At 47.4% G+C, this 18,215-nt stretch carries 16 protein-coding genes; 8 read left to right on the top strand and 8 right to left on the bottom strand.

Annotated features, from left to right (window positions below):
* Window positions 1-41: 41 nt before the first annotated feature.
* The 5 genes from thiL to QZZ22_RS05460 all read right to left on the bottom strand — a co-directional run bounded on the left by thiL (window position 42) and on the right by QZZ22_RS05460 (window position 5,557).
* Complete coding sequence (gene thiL / locus QZZ22_RS05480) at window positions 42-1,031, bottom strand: thiamine-phosphate kinase (protein ID WP_292463274.1); 990 nt, start codon at window positions 1,029-1,031, stop codon at window positions 42-44.
* Between the two features lie 134 nt (window positions 1,032-1,165).
* The gene (locus QZZ22_RS05475; protein ID WP_292463273.1) at window positions 1,166-2,017 is read right to left on the bottom strand and encodes a DUF4349 domain-containing protein; all 852 of its coding nucleotides are present in this window, start codon (window positions 2,015-2,017) and stop codon (window positions 1,166-1,168) included.
* Between the two features lie 63 nt (window positions 2,018-2,080).
* Window positions 2,081-2,869: an anaerobic ribonucleoside-triphosphate reductase activating protein gene (locus QZZ22_RS05470; RefSeq protein ID WP_292463271.1), complete on the bottom strand. Its 789-nt coding sequence runs from the start codon at window positions 2,867-2,869 to the stop codon at window positions 2,081-2,083.
* A gap of 5 nt (window positions 2,870-2,874) precedes the next feature.
* Complete coding sequence (nrdD, locus tag QZZ22_RS05465; protein ID WP_292463598.1) at window positions 2,875-5,178, bottom strand: anaerobic ribonucleoside-triphosphate reductase; 2,304 nt, start codon at window positions 5,176-5,178, stop codon at window positions 2,875-2,877.
* 127 nt (window positions 5,179-5,305) lie between these two features.
* On the bottom strand, window positions 5,306-5,557 hold the full coding sequence (locus QZZ22_RS05460; protein ID WP_292463270.1) for a glutaredoxin family protein: 252 nt from the start codon (window positions 5,555-5,557) through the stop codon (window positions 5,306-5,308).
* Window positions 5,558-5,935: 378 nt separating this feature from the next.
* Between QZZ22_RS05460 and radB the strand changes: the two genes are divergently transcribed.
* Window positions 5,936-6,604 carry a DNA repair and recombination protein RadB gene (gene radB / locus QZZ22_RS05455; RefSeq protein WP_292463597.1) on the top strand — a complete coding sequence of 223 codons (669 nt, stop codon included), beginning with the start codon at window positions 5,936-5,938 and terminating at the stop codon, window positions 6,602-6,604.
* A 9-nt stretch (window positions 6,605-6,613) separates the two neighbouring features.
* On the opposite strand, the gene QZZ22_RS05450 is transcribed toward radB, so the two are convergent.
* Window positions 6,614-7,366, bottom strand: a complete 753-nt coding sequence (locus QZZ22_RS05450; RefSeq protein ID WP_292463268.1) for a tRNA (adenine-N1)-methyltransferase — start codon at window positions 7,364-7,366, stop codon at window positions 6,614-6,616.
* Between the two features lie 12 nt (window positions 7,367-7,378).
* A complete protein-coding gene (locus QZZ22_RS05445; RefSeq protein ID WP_292463267.1) occupies window positions 7,379-9,205 on the bottom strand; it encodes an HD domain-containing protein in 1,827 nt (608 codons plus the stop codon).
* A gap of 311 nt (window positions 9,206-9,516) precedes the next feature.
* Between QZZ22_RS05445 and QZZ22_RS05440 the strand changes: the two genes are divergently transcribed.
* The 7 genes from QZZ22_RS05440 (at window position 9,517) to QZZ22_RS05410 (ending at window position 17,315) form a co-directional block, all read left to right on the top strand.
* Window positions 9,517-10,083, top strand: coding sequence for an LURP-one-related family protein (locus tag QZZ22_RS05440; RefSeq protein ID WP_292463266.1), 567 nt, complete (start codon window positions 9,517-9,519; stop codon window positions 10,081-10,083).
* Window positions 10,084-10,132: 49 nt separating this feature from the next.
* Window positions 10,133-10,621, top strand: coding sequence for a DUF1269 domain-containing protein (locus QZZ22_RS05435; protein ID WP_292463264.1), 489 nt, complete (start codon window positions 10,133-10,135; stop codon window positions 10,619-10,621).
* 217 nt (window positions 10,622-10,838) lie between these two features.
* On the top strand, window positions 10,839-12,218 hold the full coding sequence (locus tag QZZ22_RS05430) for an anaerobic sulfatase maturase (protein WP_292463262.1): 1,380 nt from the start codon (window positions 10,839-10,841) through the stop codon (window positions 12,216-12,218).
* A 45-nt stretch (window positions 12,219-12,263) separates the two neighbouring features.
* Entirely contained in the window at window positions 12,264-13,802 is a 1,539-nt protein-coding gene (locus QZZ22_RS05425; protein WP_292463261.1) for an arylsulfatase, read from the top strand.
* A 36-nt stretch (window positions 13,803-13,838) separates the two neighbouring features.
* Complete coding sequence (locus QZZ22_RS05420) at window positions 13,839-14,747, top strand: bile acid:sodium symporter family protein (protein WP_292463260.1); 909 nt, start codon at window positions 13,839-13,841, stop codon at window positions 14,745-14,747.
* Window positions 14,748-14,876: 129 nt separating this feature from the next.
* On the top strand, window positions 14,877-16,178 hold the full coding sequence (locus QZZ22_RS05415) for a cation:proton antiporter (RefSeq protein WP_292463258.1): 1,302 nt from the start codon (window positions 14,877-14,879) through the stop codon (window positions 16,176-16,178).
* Between the two features lie 42 nt (window positions 16,179-16,220).
* Window positions 16,221-17,315 carry a mechanosensitive ion channel family protein gene (locus QZZ22_RS05410; protein WP_292463257.1) on the top strand — a complete coding sequence of 365 codons (1,095 nt, stop codon included), beginning with the start codon at window positions 16,221-16,223 and terminating at the stop codon, window positions 17,313-17,315.
* Window positions 17,316-17,320: 5 nt separating this feature from the next.
* Here the strand turns inward: QZZ22_RS05410 and QZZ22_RS05405 are convergent, their stop codons facing one another.
* Complete coding sequence (locus tag QZZ22_RS05405) at window positions 17,321-17,929, bottom strand: hypothetical protein (protein WP_292463256.1); 609 nt, start codon at window positions 17,927-17,929, stop codon at window positions 17,321-17,323.
* Window positions 17,930-18,215: the final 286 nt, after the last annotated feature.

The raw sequence follows: 18,215 nt of genomic DNA, 5'->3' as shown, positions 1-18,215 counted from the left end.
ATCCTTTTTTCCTTAATAGTGTAATCTAATCTTGTGTAAATCTAATTCCCTAATTGTAGATAACCTTTTCGATTTATCGACGAGTTTGTCCCGTCATTTCGTTCAATGCGCATACCAGCTGATTGTTCAACTACTTCGCCGATTATACTTAAATTAAATGTTGGAAATACTTGGTTCAGTATATCAGGAGAGGCTGTAAATAGCAATTCGAAATCACCGCCCGTGTAGAGTGCGAGGTCTGTGAGCTCATTGGGATCTGTGGTCACATGCTTCCTGACGTCATCATGTATCGGGAGCCTGGATTCGTATATAAGGAAACCGACCTGGTTGAGGTCAGCAAGGTCATGGAGTGACAGGGCCAGGCCATCGCTTGTGTCCATCATGGAGGTCACGAGGCCGGAACGTGCGAGTTTCCTTGCTTCAGCGACTCTGGGATATGGCTCAAGAAGTGCCTTTAGCAATCTGTCAGGTACGGAGATGTTGTTCTCGATGGCGTGCAGCGCAGCGCCGGCGGAGCCGGTAAAGCCAGTGACGCAGACTTTATCTCCTATCTTAGCACCCTTTCTGGTGAGCAATTCGTGCTTCGGGACTATTCCAAGAGCAGTGCCGGTGATAGTTAGCTCATCATGCGTGTCGATATCACCGCCTATCACAGAAGTACCGCAGGCCTTTGCACAGTCTGCCATTCCGTGAGCAATATCTTCAACGAAAGTAACATCCGTATCCTTTGGAAGACCGATAGCCGAGAGGAATCCTACAGGACTTGCACCCATGGATGCGATATCACTTAAGTTGACAGCAGCAGACATCCAGCCTATCTGCCACCCGGTCATCTGCGAAGGGAAATCCGTTTTCCTGTGGAGCATGTCAGTTGTCACCACAAGATATTCGTCCTCAGACATTTCAAGCACGGCACAGTCGTCATGACCAGGGCCGACTATAAGACGAGAATCTCTGGTTTTGTTAAATATACCAGTCAAAATGCCAATAAGAGGGCGCTCCCCAATTTCTGATACAGGTCTGGATATCATACTTTCACATTGCAAGGTCAGTTTATAACATTATGCACTTATGTACTAACAATATTTTTTTATTTAAAATGACCGGTTTATAGAACTATATGAATGAAGGCATTTCACCTTCATCCAGACTTCAGGCGTATGTATCACCGGCGTGCCATTCTCCTCAGCGCTACGAAGAGGCCTCCGAACAAGGCCAGAAGAATGATTATAGGAAGCATATAACCTGCAAGTATGATCAGTGCATTAATCATCGATATGAAACCTCTGACTGACTCGGACAATGCATCCCCAAGCCCCCATGAATAAACCACACGGTCCGATTCTGTGAGACGGATGCTGATGGTCGAATACTCGACCCTGTCATTGAGATAGTTCAGGCGACCCGTCAGGCTGTCAATCTCGCCCCTGACACGCTCGATCTCCTTCTCCACGCTCAGTACTTCTTCGACTGTCCTGCTCATGTTCAGAACCTCATGGAGGCGCTGCTCCTGCTTTTTCAGGTTTTCCAGACGGGCAGTGACGTCAATATATTCCTCAGTAACATCCTGGCCACTTACACTCCTTGAAGTGACTTCCCCGAGTTTTCCAACTTCTTCCAGGAACAGGGGGTGTTCTGCTTCAGGCACCCTTACAGTGATATAGCCATCCTTCCAGGTGCCTGAATCATAGGTATGGGAATATACCGAAGAACCGGAGACATAACCACCGAAAGCTCTTGCGGAGGCAGATATCTGTTCGATGGCTGCAGGGACTTCGTCCACTTCTAAGGTCATATCGACAGTAGTAATAGTCTTCCGGTCCACTGAAACTGTACCCGCCCCGCCTGAGGAAACCTGTCTTACGGAATCCTCTGTGGCAGAGTCATAGCCAGATACAGCCTTTTCGTTGGAAGTATAAGATAAAGAATCAGCATCTTTATCCAGACTCATGCATCCACTGACAACAACAGCAGATATCAAGAGCATTAGTGCGCATAGAAGGTGTGTTTTTTTCATTCGGAGATACTCCTTTTAGTATGTTGAATGATGCACCACACCTATAAGAAAATTGTTTAAGCTTCAAACCGGTTCGAAGTTAACTTTCTCGTTACCACGTTCCTTTGTCCGAATCCATACATTATCCAGAGACTCGTGAGCGGACGAGGCTAGCCCAAGCATTTCCTCCCTGCTGAATGGCCTGATACCCCGCATGCTTGCAAGTGCCGCGTTTTCCGCAAGTCCCTGCTGGAGTACGTAAGGTACATTCCTGTCGCCTGTGAGATAAAGAATGGAAGTGGCTATTTTCCGGACATCATCCGTATCACCCATAAATCCCCTGAAAACAGTGGTCCTTAACTCCAGTTCCACACCACTTTCAAGAGTAAGCAGTACTGATTCCCTTATTCTCCTGACCGCATCTGCAGGGTCTGCCCGTACCTGCAAAAAAGTGCCGCAGCCAATTACCCTGCCGTATGCATCACTGTCATCCAGAGGAGCCTTGATATCTATAAAGGCCTTGTCAAGGAGCTTTTCCTTTATCAGTTCATCAAGAGCCAGCGGATAAAAACCATTGGTATGTACTCCCACAAGCAGACCATTCTTTTTTGCGAACCCTGCCAGATGTATCACCGCCTGCTTCTGCATAAGAGGCTCTCCCCCAAGAAAGATGACACTGCTCACAAAAGGCTTTGATTTCTTAATGGCACCCTCAAGTACCTGGATATGTGTTATGTCTGAACTATCCAGGATCTCATGGTTCTGACAATAGGGACACCTGAAAGGACATCCTCTTAAAAAAAGGACGACTGACACATGACCGTGCCAGTCCACAGTAGAAATGGGAACACAACTACCGTAATTAACTTTCATTGACATCAGATCATATCGCTTGAACTGTAGCGCATCCTGTCTGCAAGCTCCTGTTTCTTGGCAGAGTTCCAGCCGTTGACAGCCTGCACATAACCGGTTACCCTTGAAACCTGCTCTACATCTTCGGAACCACAGTTCTCACAGCATTCCTTCAGGCCGGACATGATGTGAAAATCGTTGAGGCAAACAGTCATATCCTTAGTGAAGGCAAAATAGCCGATCTGGGTGTTCTTTGCAATGTTCATCGCAAACTCCTTCAGCCCCTTTGCGTCCGGTGCTCCTTCACCCATCCATATATGGCAGATGTTACCGCCGTCAACAATGGGGAAGAACACATGCTCTATGTTCATCCTGTCTACCAGGGATATACGGGCACCCGGAGGAACATGGGTACCATTAGTGTAATAGACAGGCAGGTCGTGGGTCCTTTTAATATTTGCAAGAGCGGTTTCCTTGTCACCCTTGACAACCTGCAGGACAGCATCCTTATATTCGTCGTGCAGCATATCGGACACTGCAAATCTCTGACACGTGGTTTCAGCAGGGGTTCGTGCAAGAGCTATTTCCATGCCGTGCTTACGACTGAGCTCTTTGCCGTACATCTCCATCTCGGTCATTGCCCGGATAGCGAACTTGAACGCTTCTTTTGACTCATGTATCTGGGAACCTACATGGTACTGCACCATCTCATTGATTCCAATCACGCCTATTGTGTTGACAAGTGCACCTATATCAACAGCTATTGCACCTTTCTCGCCTGTAACAGGGTCCTTTGGCCTCTGAGTAGCAAAAGGCATCCTGCTGTTCTCGATAATACTCTCCATCCAGCTGCGCTTTGTTTTGAAGAGCTTGATGCTCTGGTCCATGAGATTCCTCAGGTCTGCAAACAGCGCTTCGTCATTTCCTTTAGCCCTGTATGCCGCCCTTGGACAGTTAAGGGACACAACCTGCCAGGAACCCATTGAGAAATGCTTTCCGTCCTTGAACAGGAGTTTATCATCAAAACTGTCGTCAGCGTCAGCATTTGCCGAGAACTGGTATGCACAGCACTGATAACATGATATGCCCTCGCCTGCGCCCCTGTACTCTGGAAGCTGGTTGTCAAAGTAAGGCGTTCCGAACTTAGCGGCCAGTTCGAAGGTCAGGTCATAGAGCTCTTCGTAAGTAGGGAGCTCCGGGTGGGCCCTGTTAAAGAAGTCATCCTCTTCAATGAAATCAGGCTCAATGGATATTTCGGGCTTGGGGAAATTGAAAGGTTTGCCCCAGTTGTCACCTTCTATCATTACATCCATAAGAGCCTTGAATGACAGACGCACTTCACGTTCGAACTCGCTGTAGGTACGCTTCTCGGTGCCATTGGTCCCGTCATGTACCCTGCCCTTAAAGACTGCAGGCTTATCCTTCCAGAGCTTTGGCACTCCCGGGGAAAGCTGGACAGAGGAGAATACGACCTGCCCTCCACGGGCAACCATCATCTGGGTCATCTCATACACGAACATCTGCATGAGCTGCTTTATGTCGATGTAACTCTTGCCTTCAAGATAAGGAGCAAGGAATGTCAGGAAATTGTAAAAGCCCTGTCCACCCGCAAAGTTGGTCTGGGCGCTTCCCAGAGCTTTCACTGCGTGCAATATGGCTACTTCCGCCTTCATAGCGGGGCCTGCAACACTTGCCTTTGCGCCGGAACCGTCGGGCATGAGCCCATAGTAGAAGAAATACCTGAGATCCCAGTCCTGGCAGAATGCACGGGTACCAAGGTATTCAAGATCATGGATATGGATGTCACCGTCCAGGTGCAAGTCTGCTATCTTCGGAGGAAGCAAGAGCAGGTACTGCTCTTTGGATATCTTGTCCGCCTTTTTCTTGTGAGAGGTCTCGGCGTTCTCCTGGAGGTTAGCATTGTCCTTTGCCTCGAAACCGCTTCCAAGATCTATCTCGCACGCGTCATATACAGGAGTACCTACTCTTGTACAGATATTTCTCCATTCTAGGTGGCCTTTCTCAAGAAGCACTATGTTGACAATTTCTCTTATAAGGGGCCCGGAAAGGAACTTAAGTTCAAGACTCCTGATACGGTGCTCAACCTCTTTTGCAATATTATGGGCTTCTTCTTTTTCTATGCCGGGTTTTCCGTGGAACCTTTCTGAGAGTTTTGTCTCTTTTAACAATTGATTGATAATGATATTACGGTCCCACTCGACCATATGCCCGGCAGTGGTGCGTACCTTGGGCAATATGGATATAGTGTGACCATCAAGCGTTTTCTGAATCGCAAGTGGCTTACTGGTCTGTGTCATACTTATCGGCATCCCTCTTTTTTCCCCGGATTGAATCTGTGTGTCGCAGGCCTGATCGACGTTTTCGTATTCTGTTTCCCCGGCAGTAGTTTTAGTTACAGTAGTGCATCCTTCCATTTTCCCACCTCACACCATGATATCAGAGCAGGCTGCTCAGCGCTTCCAGATTAACATCAGGACCCTTGAAGAGGTCCTTATGGGTTAAAAATTCATCGTTGATCTGGAGGACTGGTGCGGTCATGGTGAACACCCCGTTAAACTTCAGTTCTGTGAGTGCTTCAGGTGTTGACATATCTGATGTTTTGAAAGGAATACCTTTCGATTCTAATACCTTCTTCAACTGCTCACATTTCGGGCATGTTTTTGTTGTGTATATAATTACTTCAGCCATAATCTCGCGTCCCTTCAATGACATAAATCTATTATTATATTAGTGTACTCCGGAGAGGAACTGCAATGCCATCTGAAAAAATAAGAGTCAGTTGGCATTGCATTTTGACTTGTTCTTTTCACCGTGAGGTAAATTATAAAATGACTTCCAGCTTAATAATGCTTTTTCAGACTCCATCTGGTAACAGAAAAATTTACCATGATAACAAAAAGGATTGTAGTATGGCCTAACGGATAATATATCCCATACAATATGTATCAATAATGGTAAATATTGTTAATCCGAGTTGATAATGTATCTGAATACAGATGTTTTTGCCAAAAGATGTATATTAAGAACTCCATTATAAGCAATTATCTCAGGTAAGGGGTGTAAACAATAACCAAGCAGATATTATCAGGCTGTCAGCCTATCGATGAACTCCTGGAAGGAGGATTTGAAACAGGCATTGTGACACAGGTATTTGGAGAAGCCGGAAGCGGCAAGACCAACCTCTGTATGCAGCTGGCTGTGGAATGCGTGAAGAATGGCAAGAAGGTCATATATATAGATACTGAAGCCATCTCACCCCAGAGGTTCAGGCAGATAGCCGGAGAGAACGCAAAAGAAATAGCCCGGGAAATAATTATCTTCGAACCAACTAGTTTTGAAGAGCAGTATTCGGCAGTTAAGGAGATCGAGAAGCTTATCTCTGACAGGATAGGACTGATAGTAGTTGATTCCGCAACCTCTTTCTATCGCTTCGAGCTTGACCAGGATGAGTCCAGCATACGATCCAGAAGGGAGCTCTCAAACCAGATAGGTTTCCTGCACGGAATTGCCCGTAAGTACAGGCTTGCAGTCGTCATAAGCAACCAGGTCTACAGCGATATGGCATCAGGCAACCTGAAACCTATCGGGGGCAGCGGGATAGAACACATATCCAAGACCATCATCCAGCTGGAAAAGACAGGAGAAGGCACAAGGCGGGCGAAACTGTGGAAGCATCGCTCACTTCCCGAAGGCAGGGCACGTGACTTCAGAATAACCAATGAAGGCCTCAGGTAAGTTTTAACTCTACTTTCGTGCTATTGTTATGAAACCGGTGTGCCCCACCCTTGCAGTTGCCGGGCGTGTACCCCTGTCCGAAAAGGAAATCTCACGTTCTGAGAACTCCATGGTCCTTACATCATAGAAATGGGCAGCTTCTATTGCCTCACGGATATCTTTTGTCTGCTCGAAGAATGGAGAATAAGTGACCAGGAACCCCCCTGGGTTGAGAACTTTTCTGACGTGAGGGATGACATGTCTTGAATCCTGGGTATCCAGAGTAACCACATCGAAGCTCTCATCGAGGGAAGCTATCTCTTGGATAATGTTCCCGCAACGTATCTCCACATTATCGAGCCCTGCGCTGAGAACATTCTGCCTGGCAATCTGTGCAAAGTCCTCACGTATCTCATAACTGAGCACACGTTTTGCGATCGAACCCAGATACATAGCAAGCACACCTGAGCCTGTACCCGCATCGAGTACATTATCCTGCTTATTGAGACCGGTGTAGGCAATTATGGGGCCGATGTCCTTTGGCATCATCGGAGCGCCCGAACGTTTCGCATGGTTGAAGAAATCAGGCATACGTGGACGCTGTATAGTGAACTCCTGTCCCATATGTGAGATTACAGCATCGCCGGGTTCTTTGTCAATGAGTACGGACAGGTCTATTTTCCCGAAATCCGTATGAAAGTCATCTTCAGATACATTCACGATGAACTCCCGAACCTTTCCGCGATGGGAGGTTTTTAGCATGACCAATTCGCCTGATAACATTTTCACACCTTTCTAGCGTTTTTTAGAAGCGTATCTGTTAGCCGGGATAGTAACAATGTCCCTGGGGATGGAGTGCTTGTTCATTGCAAGATATTCCCTTATCTCCCCGAACTCCGGCTGGTAAGCGTCCGCAAGCATCCTTGCATATTCGACACCATCCCATGTCAGCACATATTCATAACTCTGCCGGAACCTGCCTCCTTTCTCATAGTACCTGAGATCCTCATCGACTATGCCCATGGCAACAAGTATCTGTATGTCCTCAAAGAGCCGGTCGCTGTAAGGGAACCCATACTTCTCATGAAAGGAGTAGTCAAAGAGATTCCTAAGCCTTGCAGAATCACGCAGAATCCTGATAGTGCGGTACAGCCAGGTGATATGCCTCAGGCGGGGAATGGATACAAAGCCATCCTCCTCATTTTCGAAAAGACTGTGAACCCCGTAAAAGAGCAGTAGCACACCTTCTATGGGCAGGTACTGTTCCGTGCGTATAAAATGAAGGAGTTTCGGAGACAGCGTATCGACAGCCTCCCTTAGCTTCAATGATACTGTGCTGTTGTCCATATTCGTGACAACAGAAGGATGAGCAAAAGCTGTGAGGGACAGCTGCCTTGATATCGCCCGTACAAGACCATTAGCAAGAGCTGATTCGTCATAGAAGAAGGCATCCTCTTCGCCCAGGGAAATGCGCATGCTCTTAGGAACCCCCGAGGCAACACTCAGATCCACAAGTACATCCCCAAGCTCCCTTGCCAGCAGACTCTCCAGTTTCTTTGTAGCCATACCATGACGGGCTATGGTGGCCAGTGCCATCCTGACAGATGGCGGAATAGTCTTCTGGCTGAGCCTTGCGACCGGAGCATAGATACTGCCTTCACGGAGCTCAGCAATCAGTTGCAGGGATTTTCCTGATGCATGAGATCTGATGAATTCAAGAAGGTCGCTGTCATTATAGGTCTTGAAAAAGAGTACGACTTCTTCCTTTGCCTTTTCCATTCCTGCCTTTTTCTCATAACTTCCAAGGGCGTCCTCAAGCGCATGCAAGAGCATGACACGTGATGCTTGTGTCTTAGGGTTATGGATGATAGCAGTGTAGTGATGGGCCCTGGATATGAGCAAGGACTCAGCTGCCGTAAGAGCCATATCCTCGCCATAGCCAGAACCGTCCGGGCTGCCCAGGACAATGTTCCCATTCCTGATGACCAGGCTGCGCACTATCTGGTCTACGTCTATCATCCCGAAAGATACACCTGTATGATAGGAATCCCTGAGCAGGAAGTCGATGCGATCTGCATCCACGTCGTCTGCGATGATCTGTGCAAGGTATGGCTTTTTAATTGAAGTGTCACCTGTAGCAATCTTTGCTATCTCTCCGAAGAACTCATAAGGATCAGTCCCGAAATTTGTTTCCACATACCGCGCAATGAAATTGTCTTCCGGAAGGCCATAGGAAATGATATCCCGCGTAAAAGCCTCATGTTTGGTAATTCGGCTGCCATTACTATTTGGTTGCAAAGACGGGTTTCTCTTCAACACACCCTCCACCACGTGGGAGAAAGCAGAGTGTCCCACATCATGTAAAAGCCCCGCCACCCTGACTTTGCGAATATCATCAGGCCTCAGGTTCAGGGAATTCCCGATAACAGATGCCATGTGCATTGTCCCGATGCTGTGCTCAAAACGAGTATGGTTAGCACCGGGATATACAATGTCCACAAGACCGAGCTGCTGGATGTTCCTGAGCCGCTGGACATGCTTAGTATTAACAAGCATCTGCTCGAACTCGTCCAGAAGGATAGTCTTATGTACAGGATCATGGATGAGCATGGGTTTCTGCATATCAGATAATAACAGATGTAAGGATATATAAACATAGGAAGTTTATTGAATTTCCTGAAAGTGGCTATTCCAAAGAGAAAATCCAGAATAAAGCACTGATAGAAACTTTGTTTCTGCATATTAGTTCATAGGATTTTTATCCATTCCGAACAAATATCTTCATAAGGTAAGCTATTAAGTGAAAGTATTAAGTGAAAGTATTAAGTGAAAGTATTAAGTGAAACTGGATCTTGCAAAAAGAAGTCAGATGGGTATGGGGATTGCATAAGCCTGCCCTTGATACAACTATAGGGAGAATTCTAATGTTGAGGATGAGGGACAAATTAGCCGGAGGCAAGGATATAAGTCAAAATAGGGATACGCCTCCAGCCACTATAGAAGAAGAACAGCTAGGTACACGATTCAAAATGCGCCAGCGTTTTTTTACAATTGGGGACCGTTTTTTCATAGAGAATGAGCATGAAGACAGGATTTTCCAGGTTGAGAACAAGGTACTACGTTTGCGAAAAACGCTGAATTTTCAGGATATCCAGGGGAATGATATCTACAAGATCCAGGAGAAAGTAGCGCGCATACGTGATACAATGGATATCGAGAAGGATGGCCATGTAGTAGCTAAAGTACACAATGCTTTGATAACACCACTACGTGACCGCTGGAAGATCTCGGTTTCCGGCGGTGAGGACCTAACAGCAAAGGGCAATATCCTCAATCATGAATACAAGATACTCAGGGGGGACAAGGTGATAGGAGCCGTCTCCAAAAAATGGTTCCGCATACGAGATACTTATGGCGTAGATGTGAGCAACAATGAGGATGCCTTACTAATCCTAGCCATTACCGTGGTTATTGACAGCATGGCACATGAAGGAAGGTAAAAGGGGACACAGGAGAATTGGATATAAAAGAGGAGAATCGAATATGACTATGACGTCTTTAACAGTTCTGAAGTTTGAAAGCGCAGATGGCGCAGAAAAGGCTCTTGAGGTAATCGAAGACCTGAACAAGAGACAATTGATCACTTTGCATGATGCAGCTATTGTTACATGGCCCGAAGGCAAAAAGAAGCCAAAAACAAAGCATCTGGCTAATATGACAGGTGCAGGCGCTTTAAGCGGTGCTTTCTGGGGCATGCTCTTTGGCCTGATATTCCTGGTCCCTTTCCTGGGCATGGCATTTGGGGCAGCGATGGGTGCTATGGCGGGCTCTCTGGCAGACGTGGGTATCAGCAGTGATTTCATCAAATCGGTCAGGAGCAAAGTGACCGAAGGAACCTCTGCCCTCTTCCTGATGAGTAGCAATGCTGTGATGGACAAAGTTGTCGAGGCGATGAAAGACTTCAAGTTCGAACTGATCGCTTCCAATCTTTCCAAGGAACAAGAGGAGAAACTACGTGAAGCCTTTGCGGAGGAATAAGGCCGGAATCAACAGCATTGAAGGACACAAACACTGGATTGATGCTACACAGCATGCTTTTATATCTCAGGAAACTGACGGGGGTAAAACGGATTTTTCAGGTAAGACCCTGATAGATATAGTACTTACCCTTCTATTTTGTTTCCCAGGGCTGGAACATTTCAAGTTCGAACATAATAAGATGAGATAGGCTCCTGATTCTGGGAGGAAGCACTGAATGAAACAGCACGAACACCTGCCTTCCCGTATCCATGTGCTGGCCAAGCCAACCGGAGCAGTCTGCAACCTGGCCTGTAAATACTGTTTCTTCCTGAGTAAAGAAACACTTTACCCGGGCAGCGATTTCCGTATGTCGGATGAGATTCTGGACAGATATGTCCGGCAGCTCATCGAAGCCCATAGTACTCCGCAGGTGACCATTGCATGGCAGGGTGGAGAGCCTACACTTATGGGCATCGACTTTTACCGGTATGCCATCGAACTGCAGGAAAAGTACCGCAAACCTGGGATGACATTCGAGAATACCATGCAGACCAACGGTACCTTGCTGAATGACGAATGGTGCCGCTTCTTCAGGGAGAATAACTTCCTTATCGGCATCAGTATAGATGGTCCGCGCGAACTGCACGATGCCTATAGGGTGAACAGGAAAGGAAAGGGAACCTTTGACATGGTCATGCACGGGCTGCGCCTCCTGCAGAAGCACGGTGTAGAATACAATATCCTGACAACTGTCAATCGTGTCAATGCCGACCATCCGCTGGAAGTCTATCGTTTCCTGAGGGATGAGGCAAAGACAAGTTGGATACAGTTCATCCCGATAGTGGAGCGTGTCAACAGGGACGGAAGCACACTCTGCCAGGAAGGGGACAGGGTGACGGATCGTTCCGTAAGACCGGAACAACTGGGCAAGTTCCTCATAACTATATTTGATGAGTGGGTGCACAATGACGTAGGAAAGATATTCGTCCAGACATTCGAGGCCGCAGCACGCAGCTGGATGAGACTGCCTTCATCGGGCATGTGCGTCTTCGATGAGACCTGTGGAACGGGCCTTGCTATGGAACACAATGGTGACATCTACTCATGCGACCATTTTGTAGAGCCAAAATACCTGCTAGGCAACATAATGGAGAACGAACTTGCCAGCCTGGCAGCGTCTGAGAGGCAGTACAGCTTCGGCAGGGACAAGAAGGATTCCCTGCCCCGGAAATGCCTGGAATGTGACGTATACTTTGCCTGCCACGGCGGATGTCCGAAGAATCGTTTCCTGAAGACCTCTGATGGTGAGCGAAAACTGAACTACCTCTGTGATGGCTGGAAGGCCTTTTTCCGTCACATCGATTATCCCATGCAGGTGATGGTTGCATTGATGCAGCGCGGATATCCGGCTTCGGAGGTCATGCATATCCTGTCCAGGGAGAAGGTTGTTCGGGAGAAGGCATTCCCGAAGGTCGGGCGCAACGAGCCCTGTCCCTGTGGCAGCGGGCTCAAGTTCAAACGCTGTCACGGAAACAAGGAATACAGGTCACAAGAGAAAATACCGAAAGAAGCAATGACTTTCAGAGAGGCTGGGCCTGGAACATATCGACAGTAAACGATTTTGATAGTTAAATGATCAATAATCCGGGAGGATTGAACAATGGGAGAAAAGAAACCGAACATTCTGGTCATCTGGGGAGATGACATAGGAATCAGCAATCTGAGTTGCTACAGCGACGGATTGATGGGGTACAGAACACCGAACATAGACCGCATAGCCAATGAAGGCATGAGGTTCACAGACTCCTATGGGGAACAGAGCTGTACAGCCGGACGTGCGTCGTTCATTACCGGCCAGAGCCCTTTCAGGACAGGACTGAGCAAGGTTGGCCTGCCGGGAGCAAAGACAGGCCTTCAGCATGAAGACCCCACCATTGCCGAACTGCTGAAGGCAGAGGGTTATGCTACGGGACAATTCGGAAAGAACCATTTCGGCGACAGGAACGAATACCTGCCCACAGCCCATGGTTTTGATGAGTTCTTCGGGAACCTGTACCACCTGAATGCCGAGGAGGAGCCGGAACTGCCCGACTATCCGCCTGAAGAGGATTTCCCACGTTTCAGGGAACGATTCGGCCCGAGAGGAGTGATACACTCCTGGGCAACAGACGAGGATGATCCCACAGAGAATCCGCGATGGGGGCGTGTAGGCAGGCAAAGAATAGAGGACACCGGGCCGCTGAACCGGAAACGTATGGAAAAGGTCGACCTGGAATTCATAGATACCGCCATTGATTTCATCAAACGCCAGAAGGAAGCCGGTAAGCCTTTCTTTGTATGGCTCAATACCACCTGGATGCATTTCAGGGTGCATATCCCTGAAGAGATACGTGGTCAGGCAGGACGCTGGCAGTCGGAGTATCACGACGCGATGATAGAACATGACAGGCAGGTGGGCATGATGCTGGATCTGCTTGACGAACTGGGTATTGCAGAGGATACTATTGTCATGTACAGCACAGACAACGGACCCCACATGAATTCATGGCCTGACGGGGCTATGACTCCATTCCGCTGCGAGAAGAATTCCAATTGGGAGGGGGCTTTCCGCGTTCCTGAGGTCTTGCGCTGGTCAGGCAGGATCCCTGCAGGCGTGGTATCCAACGGGATTGTCAGTCACACGGACTGGCTGCCCACTTTCCTTGCCGCGGCAGGGGTGCCGGATATAGGAGAGAAGCTAAAGAAAGGATACAAGGCCGGGGAGAAGAACTTCAGGGTTCATCTGGATGGCCACAATCTGTTACCCTATCTGACAGGCGAGGAGGAAAATTCCCCACGCATTGATTTCTTCTACTTCTCCGACGACGGGGATCTGGTTGCGGTACGGTATGACAACTGGAAACTGGTGTTCATGGAGCAGCGTACTGTCGGGACCCTGCAGGTATGGATTGAGCCTTTCATATCACTGCGTGTCCCGAAGATATTCAATCTGCGCACCGATCCGTATGAACGTGCAGACACGACATCCAATACATACTACGACTGGATGCTTGATCACGCTTTCCTCCTGGTGCCGGCCCAAAGCATAGTTGGTGATTTTTTATCAACCTTTGTAGGATTCCCGCCACGTCAGAAGGCGGCCAGCTTTACAATAGACAGGGTTATGGAAAAGCTACTGGAGGGTATCGGCAGCACCTGATACATTCAGTAACTTAGAGAGGACAGAAGTGGCGACATGGTAGAGACAGTATCTTTTACAGAATTCCTCGGGACCATCGGAATCCTTGCAACGGTGATCTTTGTACTCACCAGCATGCTTGCAATGGGATTCTCCCTCACACTGCAGCAGATCATCGAGCCTCTGAAAAACACACGGCTGCTGATCCTGACACTGGTAGCCAACTTTGTGCTAGTCCCACTCCTGTCACTCTTGATTCTATTTGTTATACCACTCTCGGAAGGACTTTCAATAGGACTTATCCTTATTGGAACTGCCGCAGGGGCACCATTCCTTCCGAAACTTGCCCAGGTGGCAAAAGGAGATATGGCTTTTTCTGTGGGCATGATGGGGCTCCTGATGGTGGTAACAATCGTGTATATGCCCATAGTCCTGCCATTCTTGCTTACAGGGATCACTGTCGACCCCTGGGCTATCGCCAGGTTCCTCATCTTCTTGATGCTTATTCCGTTAGCTATCGCCTTTCTGGTGCGCGCACGTTACGAAGAAGTTGTGAATGGTCTGCTGCCTCTTATGGCACAGGCAACTAATCTTTTACTTCTGGTCCTTGTTGTGGCCTTTTTTGTGGTTTACTTTAACGATCTCGTTGGCGTCATAGGCAGCAACGGTATCCTTGTTGCAGTGATCTTCCTGGTTATCTCGCTTGTTATAGGCTATATACTCGGGGGCTCCCGTGGAGGAACAAAAAGAGTGCTTGCTGTAGGAACTGCACAGAGGAACCTTTCAGCGGCACTGGCGATCTCCGCACTCAACTTCAGCGACCCTGAAGTCATGGTCATGATCCTGGTGGTGGGGCTGGTGTGTCTTGTCCTTTTGATGATTGTGGGCGGAGAGCTTGGGAAGCGGGCTGAAAAGACCGAACAAATAAATCCAGAAGGTGTGTGGAGTGAAAAAGTTCATCCGTAAGAAGGTGATTGTAAAAATCTCAGGATTAGAGTTTCTGGATAGTAGGTAAATGCAAGGATTTTGCATTCGGAAGGCACCGAACACTTTTGTATACATTTTGTGAGACATTAACGGGAGACAGTGAAATCAATGGCTGGCGAGCTTACGACCTTTGTCCTGATATTCGGAACATTACTATTTGTTATCGGTCTGTTTTCCAGGAAAATCGCAGGGACTTTCCTCACTGACCAGATGATATTCCTTGCAGCTGGGATGCTTTTTAGTCCGGCAGGACTCAATCTGATCTCTCTCTCCCCGAAAAGCGGACTTGTTCTGGGTATAATCAAGGTTGCATTGATACTGACATTTTTTTCAGATGCATCACTTATCGGGTTACACTCACTGTTTCTCAAAGAGCGGCTTTCAGGAAGACTGCTCTTTCTTGGACTTCCACTTACGATCTGCCTGGGAGCAGCGTTTGCAGCTCTGCTTTTTGCAGACATTACCATTATAGAGGCAGCACTTCTAGGAGTCATCCTTGCACCTACGGATGTCTCACTTGCTCAGAAAGTGGTGGAAGAACGTAAGGTACCGACTTTGATTCGGAAGGGCCTGATTATAGAGAGCGGACTTAACGATGGAGCTGTCATGCCATTATTCATTTTTGTCATTGCGTTTGAAGCAGTTGAGGAACTGAACAAGCCACTGGGAACATTCCTTGCCATCATGCTTGAACAGATAGGGTTCGGGATACTTGTCGGCATAGTCATCGGCCTTGCAGGAGGGTGGTTATTAAGCAGGGCCTTTATGACCGGGTCTATGTCAAATGTCTACTATAGGACTGGATTTGTAACACTGGCCCTGATATCATGGATCGTGGCAGAAGAGATGGGAGGAAACGGATTCGTTGCAGCGTTCTTTGCAGGCCTTGCCACCAGGACGACAGGAAGGAAAATCACCGAAGAGGAAATGATCCTTCCAAGAGCTGAGGGGAATACACTGAATCTTGCGGTCTTATTTACTCTGGGTGTCATGTCTGTAGAGTATCTTCCCCTTGTAGACTTGAAGATACTTGCATATGCAATTCTCAGCCTTACGGTATTCCGTATGATTCCTGTGGCTGTCTCACTTATTGGCAGTCATTTTAACATTGTGACCAGCCTATTCATGGGCTGGTTTGGTCCAAGGGGTCTTGCATCTGTTGTCCTTATGGTCATCGCCATCGAAAGACTGGAATGGATAAATGTTTCTGGAACCATAGGCTTGGTTGTAATAACAACCGTTATTATAAGCGTATTTGCGCACGGGATCACTTCGGGTCCTGCAAGCAACTGGTATGCCGGGATAGTAGCAGCGCTCCCGCCTGATGCTCCTGAAAAGGAGAGTGTGGAGGAATTGACGGTATTTCACGGCACTGAGACTACTGAGAATATTCGTGAGAAGTCTTATTGAAAAGCTCAAAAGTATATTTAAAATGAAGAGAGGAAAGATCTGGTGATAACTACTGATACCGTGATGACAAACGGCAATGTCCTCATAAGGATTGTCGGTATTATCGCACTCTCAGTGAGTGCTATACTTGTAAGCAGGCTAATAATGAAGCGCTTATTATGGCCCAGGGTCCGAAAGACCGGAACAGAGCTTGATGACAGGCTCCTTCACCTTTTTGAGAGTTTCCTGCTGATAACTATCATCCTTCTTGGTACTCAGGCGATGATCCGGTTGCTGGAAGAATACATTGGAATCTATGAGGGATTCACGGATGATATTTTCTTCCTGATATACTGGACCATTGGCATCTTTATCAGCTTCCGGATAATATCGATCGTTTCGAACTGGTATCTCTCCAAAGTACCCCTAAGGGGCCGTGGAACCATTGACAAGCGTTTGATTTACTCCATAAGAAATATCCTTATGGTTACAGTATCTTTTTTTGCTCTTCTTGTACTCCTGGACTATTTCGAGATCACCGGGACTACATTGACTGCAATGCTTGCTGCACTGGGAATTGGAGGAATAATTGTAGGTTTGGCTGCCCAGAACACCATCAGCAACATCATTACCGGAGTAGTGCTTCTTATAGACCGTCCTTTTAGGATAGGGGACCGCATCCGCATCGAACAACTTGACACCTGGGGAGATGTGATAGAGATCGGCTGGAGATCAACACGCATTCTGACCAGGGATAACCGGCTTGTAGTAATCCCCAACTCGATTATCGGCACAGACATGATTACAAACTACTCAATACCTGAAAAGATGTTTCGTGTAGAGAGCGATGTGGTTGTTTCCTATGGACCGGACATAGAGTACATAAGAGGTCTTATCCTGAGTGCCCTGAAAAAAGAGAAATGGATCATGCAGGATAAACCTGTACAGGCATTACTGCTTGAATTCACCGAATCGGGGGTTAAGTTCAGGGTCAGGTGCTGGATAGAGGACTATGTGGAAATCCGCATCTCGGAAGACAGGCTCAATACTGCCATCTACAAAGCTCTTATAAACAAAAGGATCGCTATGCCGTCCTCGGATCTTGTCGTCTATTTCGCCGATCATCAAGATAACAGGACAATTCCCAGGAAGGAGTGAGTGAATCATTCGTGACCTGTCATCTGGTCAGGTCCTGCATTGATGTTACTGGTTTCCTGCTGTCGAAGCTGCTGGCGCAGCTTCATCGCATCATTGAAAAGGACAATACAGCCAAACATGGCCCACAGGCCTGCCACCAGATATAATCTGTAATCGTACTTGGCACGTATATACATCAGCAATATACCCAGAACAATCTCGAAGAGGCCCAAGGATATGATACTCTTTGACGTTTCAAGGAATTCTTCCTCTTTCATGGAAAAACCACCAATCACACGTAAAAAGCCGGTCATCAGGATTACGGTTCCCAGTACAAACATACCCAATGCTCTGGGAAATGGCCAGCCGATCAATACAAGAGAACCTGTCAGGATACCACAGATTCCAGCTAACATCGGAATTATATTTCTTTTTCTCATGCGCAGCCCCCAACGCAGTATGATAATACCATTCATTAGCCAGAATATCCCCATAAAGTCGACCAACATTGGCACCTGTTCCCCGGGAAGGAAAATGAATATCACTGCAAGACCCAGGGTAAGTGCGAGACCTGCTCTGATGAGCGTGACCGCGTAAAGAATCTTAATCTTTTTTTCTATTGGTATTTCAAACATTTATAACTCCCATCCATTTCTTCATGTACCTGACCCTCATGAGATGGCCTGCATGTAAGCAAGAACAAAACAAACTGAAGTCACGCCGACAATGAATGCAACATACAAGTCAAAAACAAATCCCCATAACCTTGTTTGCATCGTATGATTTAGACTTTTCGACACAATGTTACATAGTGATAGATCATGGGACTTACTAAAGTCGGTTCTTCTTAACGGATATATGCCTTCAGAAGCTTATGGAACTCTGTTTCTGCACATAGGTTCAAATAATTTATAATTCTTT

Source organism: Methanolobus sp., from assembly GCF_016278365.1.
Classification (GTDB): domain Archaea; phylum Halobacteriota; class Methanosarcinia; order Methanosarcinales; family Methanosarcinaceae; genus Methanolobus.
Note: the sequence above shows the minus strand (reverse complement) of the source record. Positions and strands in the feature narration are given on the sequence as shown.

What these genes read in the sequence shown, in the direction of transcription:
- QZZ22_RS05445 (WP_292463267.1), bottom strand. Translation starts at nt 9,205, where the DNA reads ATGCAGAAACCCATGCTCATCCATGATCCTGTACATAAGACTATCCTT.
- QZZ22_RS05460 (WP_292463270.1), bottom strand. Translation starts at nt 5,557, where the DNA reads ATGGCTGAAGTAATTATATACACAACAAAAACATGCCCGAAATGTGAG.
- thiL (WP_292463274.1), bottom strand. Translation starts at nt 1,031, where the DNA reads ATGATATCCAGACCTGTATCAGAAATTGGGGAGCGCCCTCTTATTGGC.
- nrdD (WP_292463598.1), bottom strand. Translation starts at nt 5,178, where the DNA reads ATGCCGATAAGTATGACACAGACCAGTAAGCCACTTGCGATTCAGAAA.
- QZZ22_RS05450 (WP_292463268.1), bottom strand. Translation starts at nt 7,366, where the DNA reads ATGTTATCAGGCGAATTGGTCATGCTAAAAACCTCCCATCGCGGAAAG.
- QZZ22_RS05430 (WP_292463262.1), top strand. Translation starts at nt 10,839, where the DNA reads ATGAAACAGCACGAACACCTGCCTTCCCGTATCCATGTGCTGGCCAAG.
- QZZ22_RS05405 (WP_292463256.1), bottom strand. Translation starts at nt 17,929, where the DNA reads ATGTTTGAAATACCAATAGAAAAAAAGATTAAGATTCTTTACGCGGTC.
- QZZ22_RS05420 (WP_292463260.1), top strand. Translation starts at nt 13,839, where the DNA reads ATGGTAGAGACAGTATCTTTTACAGAATTCCTCGGGACCATCGGAATC.
- QZZ22_RS05415 (WP_292463258.1), top strand. Translation starts at nt 14,877, where the DNA reads ATGGCTGGCGAGCTTACGACCTTTGTCCTGATATTCGGAACATTACTA.
- QZZ22_RS05470 (WP_292463271.1), bottom strand. Translation starts at nt 2,869, where the DNA reads ATGAAAGTTAATTACGGTAGTTGTGTTCCCATTTCTACTGTGGACTGG.
- QZZ22_RS05425 (WP_292463261.1), top strand. Translation starts at nt 12,264, where the DNA reads ATGGGAGAAAAGAAACCGAACATTCTGGTCATCTGGGGAGATGACATA.
- QZZ22_RS05475 (WP_292463273.1), bottom strand. Translation starts at nt 2,017, where the DNA reads ATGAAAAAAACACACCTTCTATGCGCACTAATGCTCTTGATATCTGCT.
- QZZ22_RS05435 (WP_292463264.1), top strand. Translation starts at nt 10,133, where the DNA reads ATGACGTCTTTAACAGTTCTGAAGTTTGAAAGCGCAGATGGCGCAGAA.
- QZZ22_RS05440 (WP_292463266.1), top strand. Translation starts at nt 9,517, where the DNA reads ATGAGGGACAAATTAGCCGGAGGCAAGGATATAAGTCAAAATAGGGAT.